Raw genomic sequence first — 12,825 nt, 5'->3', positions numbered from 1 at the left:
TTCCTTTTTTATCCGATTCCCAGAAGTCTGCCGAGCAGGGGTATTACTTTGGATGCATCCCCGTCATTGCAGGAATGTTCCCCGGAGGCGATTCCGGTATCGGTTCCGTTCAATTCGAATCCTTTGGCCTTCTCGCCGAGTTTGCGGCGCTCGGCTGTAGTGAAATTGCTGAATGTACGTCTGATCACCGGCAGCAGTTCTATGAAATTTGCGTCGCTCAAACCGCAGAGCCAGCCGTTCACGAGCTGCCACAGGTTGTCGTCCAGCAGCAGTACCGAACCTGATGCACGCAGGAATCCCTCAAACCAGTATGCGATGTCGGAAGGTGCGTTGCCCACCGATGAATAGAAGCTCAAGGTGTCACGCATCTCTTCACGCGATATCCTGCCCTTGTCGTAGAGTATGCGTGCCGCGTACCCGGAGAGCAGCGGATGCGCTCCTGATGAATTGCGGATCTGCTGCACGAACCCATACCACATGCCGTTCAGCTCTTCGTCATCAAGCGTGGATACGGCATAGTTGGTAGCCGACAGGTGTTCAAGAAGTTCTCCGGCTGCCTCCTCGTCGATGTTGATGCAGACGAGCAGACCTCCTGCAAGGATACGTGCCACCATGGCCCGGAGCATGTTGCCCACCTTGCTGAAATCCAGATTGCGGACATCGCCGTAACGGACGATGTTCACCAGGTCGGGAACCGCTTCCATCATCTCCACAATGTCTGTGGATGCCGCCGACAGACGGTCAAGACGGATGGTCATCGCTTCCACAAGCTCCGGAAGGTTGGCCGGAATGACCCGGTCAAGAAGTCCCGTCAGTTCGGGGATTCTGGTGATTCCGGTCATGCGGTCGGAGACGTACTTCTGCACGGCTTCCTCCACGGTATTGCCCCAGACTGCCCGTTCTATGATGCAGACAATCTGTTCCGGTCTATGGTAAAGACTCCATTTTTCCTTGAAAGTACCCTTGCCGCCTGCGGTTTCCGGCTTGGCCCAGTCTATGTCAAGCAGGGCCAGGCGGTGGAAGAACAGGCTGCGTTCCAGGTCGGTCTCCTTGCGCAGGTCAAGTGTCATCTCCTTTATTTCCGCCGTGAAAGGAACACGCAAGCGTTTCTGCTGCCGTTCCACGTCAATCAGGAGAGGGACTTTGGGTACCGCTTCCGGCACTTTGCCCAGACAGTTGCCCACGATGAGCGATTCCCTGACGAGCTGCAGCAGCATATCGTCCCCGAAGCCCATTACGGTGGTCACCGCCTCGTTGTATTCCTCAAGCGTCGGGGCGGGCAATCCACGCAACGCAGCTGTCGTCTGCGCCAGACGGACTGTCTCGATTACGTGGGCCACCGAGATGTCCATGTCCTTCTTCCTCAGAAGGGCCGCTATACGGCTGACCCACCAGGTGCCGTCATCTTCCGGATGATGCCACAGGTAATGATACCATCCCGGAGAGTCTATGCCGGCCCCGTAACCGCTGCGGAAGGTGAGCCTGTCATACGTCCACGGAATCCACGTGCATTCCGCCTTTACCTTCGGGAGCCCTTTCAGCAGCTCGTTGTCATCCTTCACCTTCGGCATATTCTCCAGTGCCGGGACATGCCATGCCCCGCAGATTACGGCTATGCACCCGAAAGGTTCCTTCTGGGCCGCTCGTATCATGCGACGCATCCACGCTTCACGGACAAGGTTCCTGCGGGAGGTATGTTCCGGGAGGGCTTCCCTGAGCGCGGTCACAGCTTCCTTGACGGCCTCGAAGATGCCGCTGCCGTCTCTGCGCTGTTCTATGTTCATGTTCCACCACGATTCACCGTCAGTATAGCCGGCAGCTTCTGCCAGCAGGTCAAACGGATCACCCGGCTGTTTAATAGCTTCATCATCCGCTTCTACAGGCTCGTTGCCATCCTTCCTTTCCGCTTCGAAGGCAAGGGAATGGGCAAGCGGGAGATCGAAGAAGCGTAAGGTGACATTCTCCCGGAGAGCATAGCGCAAAGCCTGCCATTCCGGCGAGAAGTCGGCAAACGGATAGAATACGGCATTCTGCGGCACATCGGGTTGATAGCCGAGCAGGGCTACCGGAGGCTTCATCTGCCCGTAGGAGACGAACGGCATGAGAGCCTCGGCCTCCGCCGGTCCCTCAAGCAGTATGAGGTCGGGACGGATACGCTCAAGTTCCTGCAGGATGTTCCGGCAGGAGCCCGGCCCGTGATGACGTGTTCCCAATAGATGAATGTCTGTCATATTACTTGTCTCATGCAAAATACGTCAATCAAATCATATCTCTTGAAGCCCTGTAGATGTCTTTCCAGCCCTCACGGTTCTTGACCACTGTCTCCATGTATTCCTGCCATACCACTTTGTCCTGTACAGGGTCTTTCACCACGGCACCGAGGATGCCTGAAACGAGGTCCTCCGCATGGATCTGGCCGTCACCGAAATAGCCGGCCATGGCAAGGCCGTTGTTCACCACGGATATGGCTTCTGCCGTACTCAGTGTGCCGCTCGGGCTCTTGAGCTTCGTCTTGCCGTCGCCGGTGGCTCCCTGACGCAGCTCACGGAAAATGGTGACGACACGACGGATTTCATCAAGGGCAGGTTTCTCTGCCGGCAGCTGCATCACTTTCTCGAAGCTCTCCACGCGGCGGCGGACAATGTCAACTTCTTCCTCAAGCGTGTCGGGCAACGGGAGGATGACCGTGTTGAAACGGCGTTTCAGTGCGCTTGAAAGGTCATTCACACCTTTATCCCTATTGTTGGCCGTGGCTATGATGTTGAATCCGCGGATGGCCTGCACCTCCTTGTTCAGCTCGGGGATGGGCAGGGTCTTCTCCGAAAGGATGGTGATGAGCGTATCCTGCACGTCAGAACCGATACGGGTAAGCTCCTCAATGCGGCCGATCTTGCCTTCCTGCATCGCCTTCATCACCGGGGTCTATACCAGGGCACCCTCACTCGGCCCCTCGGCGAGAAGACGGGCATAGTTCCAGCCATAGCGGATGGCCTCTTCTCCCGTTCCGGCGGTACCCTGTACTATCAGCGTCGAATCGCCTGATATGGCTGCCGCCATGTGCTCGCTGACCCAGCTCTTGGCCGTACCGGGAAGACCGTACAGAAGCAGCGCCCGGTCGGTGACAAGGGTGGCCACGGCAATCTCCATCAGGCGGCGGTTGCCTATGTATTTCGGTGAAACCTCAAAACCGTTCTTCAGTATCCCTCCCATGAGGTAGGTGACCACGGATTGGGGTGACATCTCCCAGTTTTCGGGAATCGGGTTGGTCTCGTTCTTTTTCAGTTCATGAAGTTCCTCTGCAAACTGTTGCTCGGCATGTTGTCTCAGTAAAGTGCTCATATGAATATCAATATTTATTTTTCATTTAACAAAGTGTCTATTTCAGATTTAAGATCCATGAATTCCAGCATCTTCGAGCAGAACTCGTTCATGGACGGCGAAGCCTCCGCCGAAGAGGCGGCCTTGGCCTTGATCAGGTTCCTTAGATGTGACGGGATATGCATGGCAAGCCGTTCCGCCATGTCTGCGGCATAGTACAGGTAATCCTTTTTCAGAATCCAAGACATGACGCTGGAAGAGAATTTCGGGCCCCATGCCTCGTAGTCGTTGCCGTACCATGAGTCGGGTATGAATCCGAAATCCCGGACCGTTTCCGGCCAGCTGATTTCCTCCCGCTGGGAGGGAGTGAGCATCGCCACGAGTTCCGGCTTGCGCAGATAGGAAGGGTCTTCCTTCAGGGTGTGGAAAGCCCACAGCCCGTCCGAGAAGTTGAGTATCGGGTCCTCCAGCTCCAGGAACTTCCTGAAAGGGGGATGCTTGGCGAATTTTCTCGCGGCCTCTTCCTTACCGCAGCCATATACCTCGCACCAGAAACTCAAAGGCACCCGTTCGGCGAGCTGCCTCAGGATGAATTCGGAATCGCCCTCTTTCTTGTTGGAGCTTACCTCGGACAGCCCCATGGCCTTCATCTCCGGGGTGTATCCGATCTCGTCGTATGACCATCCGGTAAGCATGTTGTGTCTGATATGTCCACGCAGGAGTTCGCAGCAGCGCATCACCATGGCTGAATCGGGAATCATGCACAGAAGTTTCCGTGCCGTTTCCTTGACAATGGAGCTGCGGTCCGACTCCAGCACTTCCTGTATGAAGAGCTCGTCGGCCTTGCTGATGTTTATCCGGAGACATTCAAGCAGCTCGTTGCGCTGGTTGGCCGGTTCGCTCTTCCAGTCTTTCCGCAGCAGTTCAAGGGCTGCGGCAGAATCCTGCTGCCTGAATCTGGCAAGCATCTCCTTACGCTCGCCGTGGGTGGCCGTATCCCAAGAATCGGTGATCCCGCATTCCTCTCCGACAAGGCCCATCTGCCTGATCAGCCATAAGCCTCTGTTCCCGACGAGATTTTTCAGCAGCCTGCGTTCTTCAAACCGCAACGGATTGTTGCGGTCATAGGCACGCCGGATAAGCGGCTGGAGGTATTCGGGCGAAATGATTTTTCCCGACCCCTGCGCCAGACGGTAGGCGTAGGCTAGCATATAGCGTGTACCGTGGAGTCTGGAAAAGAGTTGACTCCGGTCCTTGTCGAAATACGGCAGTTCCTCTTCCGGGGCTGTTTTCACGGGGACAATGCCTTCCGCTCCGGCCGGTTCCCATCCGGCACGCCTGTAGGCGAAGGCGGATGCGGCTGTCATGTACAGGAACGATTCCGTGTCTTCGGCTTTCCCGTGGATCCCGTCAACCAGAGTCTGAAGGGACTCGGGAAAGGCTCCGGGAACGAATTCACGGTTGGCTGTTCCAAGCAGTGCAGCCTGTATGATAGGTTCAGTTACGTTCATCTCTCCAAGTATGATATTCTTTGTTGTACCAAATGGATTTCAGTTCCCATATATCCCCGTTTACAATGACCAGCGAGGCGAACGGATTGCCGCCGGTAATGGCGAGGATGTCGATGAAGGTTTCCTCGGGCATCGCCACACGGACGGCATTGCCCGCGTTGTCCAGCAGCGTGTAGTCTTTCCCGTTACGGGCAACCCTCACGTCATCCACAAGCAGGGGGACGTCCTCGAAAAACGGATTCGTCAGCATGGCCGTGCGGTACACCGCGGCAGCCTGCTTCAGGTTAGGGCTGCACGCCGGCACAAAGTTTTCTTCCGCGAGTACGGACTCCCGGAACAATGCACGCCGGCATGTACCCGTGCCGTTGTAAAAGCATAGCGCCCCTTTATAGGCACTGCCCGGAATCCAGTTCTCGGTGGAAAAGGTACCGGCAACGGCAAAACTCAGGTATCTGGCGAAAAGTCTGCTTTCCTTTCCGTAAAACCAGTAGATGTCGGTATTGATATCGTTGACTTTACGGGACTGCTTGTGAAGCACGAGCCAGCTGTCCGCCACCGGCTCTCCGGCAAGGACGTTGTCCTTGGACTGGGGATATCCGATCTGCGTGCGTATCTCGTCCTTCCATTCTTCGGGAAGGCCGTCCATGTTTCTGTAGCTCTGCATGAGCAGGTACAGCCTGCCCATGCTTTCCGTCAGGTCGGATTTCCAGCTTTCCGAGTCGAAGTCTATAGCCTCCATGGCTCTCAGTCTCCCCGCAAGTCCCGGTGCCTGGGCATCCACCATCCTCCGGGCCATGTTGTCAAACAGGGTATAGGCACGTTCCGGAACATTCAGGAATCCGTTGCGCACCAGGTCCTTCATCCATACCTCAAGGTCGGATATGCCTCCCAGTACCTTCTGGTGCCGCTTCTCCTGCCTCTTGGCCTGAGCCGCTTCATCCACAGGGGTTTCGCTTTTGGCTTTCTGCTCCTTCTTTTCGGCCTTCTCCGTTCTTTTGGCAAGCCACGCCGTCACCCATTCCGGCTCTTCCGCCTGCGTGAACTGGTCAGGCTGGCGGGCGTACAGCAACAGCAGGCCAAGCCCATGCTTGCACGGGAATTTGCGGCTCGGGCAGGAACACTTGAACGCAATGTCATTCAAGTCTATCACCGTCTGGTAGGGATTCTTTCCGCTTCCCTGGCAATGACCCCAGACGGCACGTCCGCTGCATTCCTTCAGTACCCATTTGCTCAAGGTCGCAAGTCCTTTGCCGGCCTTTACAGATGAGTCGTCGGGAGCGAGCTGCAATATCTGTTCTTCTGTCAAGTTCAATGGCATACGCAACAAGTTAATTGGTCATTGGTAAATCATTCCCTGTTCCCGGCTGCATATTCTCCCGTGTTGATGTCAAGTACGGGACGCTTGGGCTGTATCAGCGCGTCTTCGTATTGGCATTTCCACTGGATGCTGCGGTCCATATCACCGTCTTTGATTCCATCGATGGTTTCTCCCGAATCTATTTCGTTGCCGCTTGTAAGCAGATAGGAAGCCACGTTGTAGGCATGGTTCACTATCCAGTTCGGATCAAGTCCGCGGAAGTGGTACTGCAGGTCAGGCAGGAACAGCGTGTTCATCCCGAGTGTATCGACCAGCATGTCGTCGGAACCCTGAATCGTGAAGAAACGGACGTTTACGGCATAGCGGATGAACCGGTCAGGACCTTCTATCTGATTGCCGCGGATTTCCTCCGCCTCGAACAGTTTCCCGCTGCCGCTGAAGAAGAACGCTTCGCAGGACGGGAACAGTTCGGCGAGCGCTTCAAGGTAGTCCATTTCCAGATTGGCACGTTCCAGAGAAGACAGGCCGCGGGCAAGGAAGTCCGTAGCGAGCATACTGTACCGGCATTCCTCAAGGATACGGTCACGGCTTTCCTGGCAGTCCCACATCTGGCTCCGGGTGAAGTCGTCCACGGTCTTTCCGTCAAAGTCCATGCACGAAGTCATCAGGAACTGCACGGGTGCTTTCCCGTCCTCAAACTCCACCATGTGGTCCAAAGCTGTGATGAAGACAGACTTGTCATCACCTTCGCGGCATTCTACATTGCCGAAATGCTTCCGGCATACATCAGCCACCCTCTGCGTATCCGGCAATTCAACCGGTTCCTTGAACAGAAGGTTTATAAGTAAAGGTCCTCCGGGCTGCAGTTCCTTTGTATTTAGGTCTTGTTGAAATACTTGATTCATATTGAAATGCTTTTGAATGTGAAAGAATCGGTTAATCCCACCAGAAATACCATATTCTGGATTGACGCAACGTGTCGGCAAGACTGCCTATGCCGTCACAGCTCTGGTCCATATCCGGACAGAAAGCATATTGCTGTATTGCGGCTTCCATTGCTCTGTCTTCCGGAACGGGAGCTGGAAGTTCATACTCCAGCTGGTCGCTGGTAAAGGTTCCCGGAACAGCACCGTATTCCTCGTACCAATACTTTGAGATGGCCATCAGTTCGGGGTTTGCAGGACAGTCGTTCCAGTTGCCGAATGGCAGGTACGCGAATATTTTCCACGGCTCCGTGACCGGAATACGGGCAAGGATCAGCGGATGCGTCATGTTCGTATCGGTATTCCAGTAGCTCGAATAACGGTTGTTGTCGAATCCGCCTTCAGGCTCTTCATCAATATCATCGTTGTCCTGCCCGGTCAGCTTGTCAAGGATGGATTTCCCGTCCATGACAGGAGCCTCAAGCAGCCTTCTGCGGAATTCATTGACTTTTTCCCGGTTGAATGTGTAATCATCCGAGCTTTCGCTGTCAGGATCCGAGTTCCCGATTATGTTTTCCCACAAACCTTCATCGACATTGACCAGAACGGGGATGAAGCCTTCCCGCACGCCGAGCCGTTGGGCATAGGTATAGGCTGACATGATAGGGTCATCGTCACTCATGGATGGGAAATAGGTGCATTCACAATCAAGATAATCCATGAAGGCACGGGCCAGTTCGTCTGGCTCAACGGTATCTTTGTCTATATGCAGCCCCTGCCAGTTGGCGAAGCGTCTGTCTATGCGTTGTGACATTGCCTGGTAATAATCCTCGTCATACGGGACAAACAGGTATGCTTCCTCTTTGAACTCATCGGAATGATACCTTTCCGGACCGAAATAATCCAGGGCGTGGTTGTCAATGTCTCCGGGATAAAATGGAGTTTCGTTGGCGCCATAGTAACTGCCATAATAGTAGTCGGCAAATGCACGGCCCTGTTTATTGAACAGGAATCTTGTAAGCTGCCCGTTCAGGTTGTCCTTTATGAACACCCTCAGGTCATCATCGGCCGAGCCGCTTTTGATCCGGGACACAAGGTCTCCGAACTGTTCAAGAAAATCATCCCTCATAAGGTCATTTACCATGCACCAGCGTAGATATATTGCCAGATGATTGTAGGCCGTAATTGTATCTAACGGCAGATCCTTCTCTTTGAACTTCTCCAGATGGCCTTCCGCATCGTCCATCACTTCATCCGTGTCATCCGGGAAATCGGGACCGCCATCGGCATCGTCTTCGCTGCCGTATGAGATTTTCAGAGTCACTTTGTCCGGAAGGGCAACACCCTGTCCACGTGTTATCCTATGTTTATCGACAGCAGAGAAGCCTATGGTTTCTCCGTCGTTGAGAACTGCATCGTATTCCAGAACATATCCTGCCATGCTGGCCAGGAAGTCTCTCACCTTTGACGGGTCGGCATCCACGTCAAGGACCTCCATTTCGTCCTTGCCGAAACACTCCATTCCATAGGTGTAGCCGCTGATTCCCTTTTCGGTACGGTAAAGCCCGAACCATATCCAGTTGTATATAGGCAGCGAATCCTCCTTCATCATTCCGGAAAAGCCTTCATAGAAACGGGGCTGGAAAACGACACCGCTGGTATAGATACCGGTTATATTCTTCTGGTGGCAGCAGACAGACAACAGCTTCACGTACAGTTTACCTCTTTCGATCAGGGACTCCTCTTTGCCGATAACGGCAACCATGATGTGAGCCTTATGCTCTTTGGCTGTTTTTTCGGCCTCCGACCACATGTAATTGTTCTTCGCGCATTCTTCGGCTTCGCCATTAGGTACGGGGGCAGGCATCAGGCTTACCGCCGCCATCATGTCACCCACGTCGAAGACCAGTGACTCGGGGTTCCGTTCCTCGTCAGATTTCTCTTCAGCGGTGATGTCCCACTGTTCTTTCAGATCTCTGATGTATTTTTCCTTGTCCCAGCTGTTGTCGGAGAGCAAGGCGAATCCCACGAATGTGCCGGCCTTTTTCTCACGTTCCTCGGCCTGCTTTGCCTGTTCCATCCAGTAGGAACGCACCATCTCGACAAGGGCCGTAGCATCCTTGACAGCCGTCTTTTCGTCATAGGGTTCCATCTCACTGAAGGTATGGCCGCAGTCTGACAAGCTGTCTCCTTCGTATCCACCATTCACGCCCAGCAGCCATTCACTGTCCTTGGTATCCTTGTATTTGAAAATGTAGTAGGTCATATCGTGCAGTACGAATGTTCCCGTACACTCGATCTCCGCTGGCTTATGTCCCAACTCCTGCGAGTGCGAGAGCCAGGCTATCATTGCAGCCAGAGCTGCTTCTTTCTGTCTGTTGTCCATATTCTTATCCCTTAGTTCGATATTTTCAGTCTCTCTTGTTTCAATATGCGTGTTGCTTGTGGCGCATGGCTCCACTGTATCGGATTCCTTCACGTTTGAACTGTTCTCCCGCTTCGAAATCTCCTCCATACACTCTTCGATGACTTCCTTGGCACTGCTGTCCTCCGGATCAAGTTCCGCCCAGCGTTTGGCATATTCTATCGCTTTTTCTTCTTGTCTCATAAGATATTGGTATGCGTATGCCATACGCATGTTCCAGTTCGCATTTTTCTCACCTTCGTCACGCACGGTCTCCATAAGTCTTATTGCCTTTAGTAGAACTCTGTCTCCTTTCCAGCGTTCTGTTCCTTCATCATTGTCACCGATAATGGCATAATTCTCATATGCACTTACAAGCAACATTTTTATCCTGTAGTCTTGTTGCTCTTCAGGTATTGCCTCCAAAGCCCTGATAGACTTCGTGTATTCGTCCTTCTCATTCCACTCTTCTATCTGACTGAAGAATGTATCATCTCCCGGACTGTACGAAATGCCATCAGGACTTTCTCCTTTCCATGGTTCGCTGTCTGAAAGTCTACATAACTGACCCTGCCTACAGAATTCGGAAAGGTAGAAAGAATACTCAGGATACTCATCAAGCAAAGGAAGCAAAGTTGAGATAAATACTTGCTGGTTATAGACAAACAGGTCGATATAGCTGTATTCCGTTCCGGTTGCACCCCCTGTTATCACACCGAGATTGCCCGGTTCAAGAATCTCTTCTGTTATCCTGTCTTCAAGATCATGACGGAAGTTCAATATATTATCTTCGCCAGCACCATTCTGGAAGACTATGTAAAGAGCTTGTGCACCGAAACCGTTGGCATGGTCAAATATCTCGGTTGAACCATGATAATAGTCAGCTACGATGGAGCTCAGACAGGTAGATCCTACTATCACATCGAAGCGCAGTTCATCACTTTCCTTCGGGGTCAGTTGATATCCCGTATAAACGTCCTTCGGATTCTCGAAGAATTCATGGCCGTGGGATTTCACGGTTTCCTCTATGTGCTGTCTCAACCCGGACAAGGCAATCATGCCTTCCTCAATGCCTGACGCTCTTTCTATACCATTGACATATTTGAATGAGACACCTTCTCCCAGTACAAGTTCCAAAATGACATGAAAGTTTCCGTCACTATTTTCTTCCGGTAAGGCACAAAGATTTTTGTCGTAATACCTGATGTTGAAGTTTTCTCTTTTTTCGTCATAGGATGCTTTTACCATGATCTTGCCCATATCGACATCGGTATCGTGTACACGGTATGCGAAAGACCCGACCTTGCCCGGGTTGAAGGGGAAGAACTTCCATTTGCCTTTCAGACACTCCGGCATACAGGATATGATGTAAGGATAGATGATGAAGAGATCCGGCCATCCTTCGACCGAGAACGTGAACTCATGGTCACCTCCGATATTGAAGTGCATGTCTTCCGATATCAGATTGGTTCCTTTACTGATAAACTCCATGAAGGCATCAGCTTCCTCCATGGATTTCGGATTCATCATGCCAGACAGCTTTTCTTCGTTTTCTACAAACCAGTTCCAGAATTCTTTCACTCGTCTGGTTAACGGCAAGTGCATATTGCACTGACGGATGATACTCAGGGTGTATTCATCTTCCGGATTAAGTTCCCTTGCCTTGCTGAAATAATCCAGGGCCTCCCGATAATTGTTCAGAAAATACTGGGCATATCCCATTCTGAAATTCCACCGTTCATCTTCAGCGCCTTCCTCCCTGACGGATTCGAGCAGTTCCGCGGCTTTGGCATATTCCTCAATATTGTTGTACGCCCTTGCAAGAAAGCCGGTCGTTTCAAAATCCCGTTCGGCTTCCGGAATCTGTTCCAGTGCATCGATGATTTCCTGATGCTTTTCGGCCTTGTGCCATTCGTCTATCTGCTCCATCAATTCGTCATTCATGTTCTCTCCGGTATATATGATTTGCTTTTTTTCCGGTTCTATAGGCTGGTCTGCAACCAAAGTCGGGAGGAATTCACTTGAAAGTTTTTTCAGGTCCTCTAACCGGGAGGCACACAACGTGAAGAGGGTGTACTGGTTGGGACACAGTGCATGACAGCTGTAAACGGGATAAGGTTCTTCATCCTCTGAATCTTGGTCGATACCCATGTCATAGAGGCGGTATTTTCCGCCGTCAAATTCCCTTTCTTCAATCATTTCCTCTTCCACATCAAGGAAATCCGGCTCACCATCGGTAGAGTATCCGGTGCATCTAACCGTGTGCCAGTTGTCTGCAGCCGCATCATAATAGACGAGGGTGCCTTCATCCGTATCTTCGAGATAGCTGCCCGGTAGGCTGAACCTGATCTTCCCGACCTTATGGTTGACAATTCCGCGCCGGTAGCCGATGGCAAATTCCGTTTCGTAGGGCGGTATCCCGTCAGTCGGGACAGGAACACAACCATGGAGTCTGCAAAGTTCCTCGTATTCCTTTTTGGGGAAAGGAAGAGACGGGTCAAGTGATGCTGTCGTTTCCAGCTCGCTTATGATGTACCCGTTGATACGGGCATCTTCTTCACTTCTTTCTGACGGCATGAAATAGCAGTCCTCCCACATGGCATTCAGGGCCATGCCTCTATGAAAACGTGCATCACGTTCCGAATTGTTCCAGATGAAGAAATCATCGGCAAAAGATTCGATTCCTTCTTCCCGGATACGCCTAACGACCTCTGAAAGACAGAAAGAACCCAAAGGTGAAATGACAATGCCGTTGTCTGATTGAGGGTAATATTTATTGATATCCCAACAGAATAACAAAGACGTGCTGCCTTTGTCCTTCTGCTCCTGGATGATTTCAAACAGTTTGGCCAGCCACTTGTGAAAATGTTTCTTCTTCATGGCCTCAAAGTCCCTTTCCGTGTAATAGTCCGTCTCGTCTTCAACCTCAAACCGGGTACGGGTCGCCTGTTGAAGTCTGTCGATGAACTCTATTGCTGCCTTGTGGAAGCCGGGACCAAGCATGTTGGTCTGGCAGTCTCCGTTTACGGAAATGACGTTGTCTGTATTTCCTTCTCCCTCATGTTGATAATTTAGGAACAAGTCGCCCAGCCTGCAAAAACTTACCGTCGAAGATGATTCATCGTGCTCTGCATTATAACCGGACTCAACAGCCTGACTTTCTACAGTCTGTTGAAACTTTTCAATATCCTTGATTTTAGTGTGAATGGTGAATCCAAGTCCCATAATTTCATTATTTTGTTTATAAATGCAAGATACCGATTTTATTCCAACTGGTCACATTTAATTTGTTAATAATAACAGAAATTTGGCACTATTGTAATACAATACGCCTTCCACATGGAAATCCAT

5 protein-coding genes and 1 pseudogene are annotated in these 12,825 nt (G+C 51.9%); all 6 read right to left on the bottom strand.

All coding sequences use genetic code 11. The features are described 5' to 3' along the window. Window positions 1-8: 8 nt before the first annotated feature. Entirely contained in the window at window positions 9-2,231 is a 2,223-nt protein-coding gene (locus DWY57_RS06285) for a DUF5682 family protein (RefSeq protein ID WP_119961476.1), read from the bottom strand. A gap of 28 nt (window positions 2,232-2,259) precedes the next feature. Continuing rightward, a pseudogene (locus DWY57_RS06280) lies at window positions 2,260-3,339 on the bottom strand (AAA family ATPase). A 14-nt stretch (window positions 3,340-3,353) separates the two neighbouring features. Continuing rightward, window positions 3,354-4,829, bottom strand: coding sequence for a DUF5691 domain-containing protein (locus DWY57_RS06275; RefSeq protein WP_004328518.1), 1,476 nt, complete (start codon window positions 4,827-4,829; stop codon window positions 3,354-3,356). Continuing rightward, the gene (locus DWY57_RS06270) at window positions 4,816-6,147 is read right to left on the bottom strand and encodes an SWIM zinc finger family protein (RefSeq protein WP_004328519.1); all 1,332 of its coding nucleotides are present in this window, start codon (window positions 6,145-6,147) and stop codon (window positions 4,816-4,818) included. Before DWY57_RS06270 ends, DWY57_RS06275 begins: the two co-directional genes overlap by 14 nt. 29 nt (window positions 6,148-6,176) lie before the next feature. Beyond that, window positions 6,177-7,052 (bottom strand): DUF4261 domain-containing protein, encoded by an 876-nt coding sequence (locus tag DWY57_RS06265; protein ID WP_009316579.1) that lies wholly within the window; start codon window positions 7,050-7,052, stop codon window positions 6,177-6,179. 31 nt (window positions 7,053-7,083) lie between these two features. Beyond that, window positions 7,084-12,699, bottom strand: coding sequence for a DUF4253 domain-containing protein (locus DWY57_RS06260; RefSeq protein ID WP_117515205.1), 5,616 nt, complete (start codon window positions 12,697-12,699; stop codon window positions 7,084-7,086). Window positions 12,700-12,825: the final 126 nt, after the last annotated feature.

The organism is Bacteroides sp. AF25-5LB (assembly GCF_003602965.1).
Classification (GTDB): Bacteria; Bacteroidota; Bacteroidia; order Bacteroidales; family Bacteroidaceae; genus Bacteroides; species Bacteroides uniformis.
Note: the sequence above shows the minus strand (reverse complement) of the source record. Positions and strands in the feature narration are given on the sequence as shown.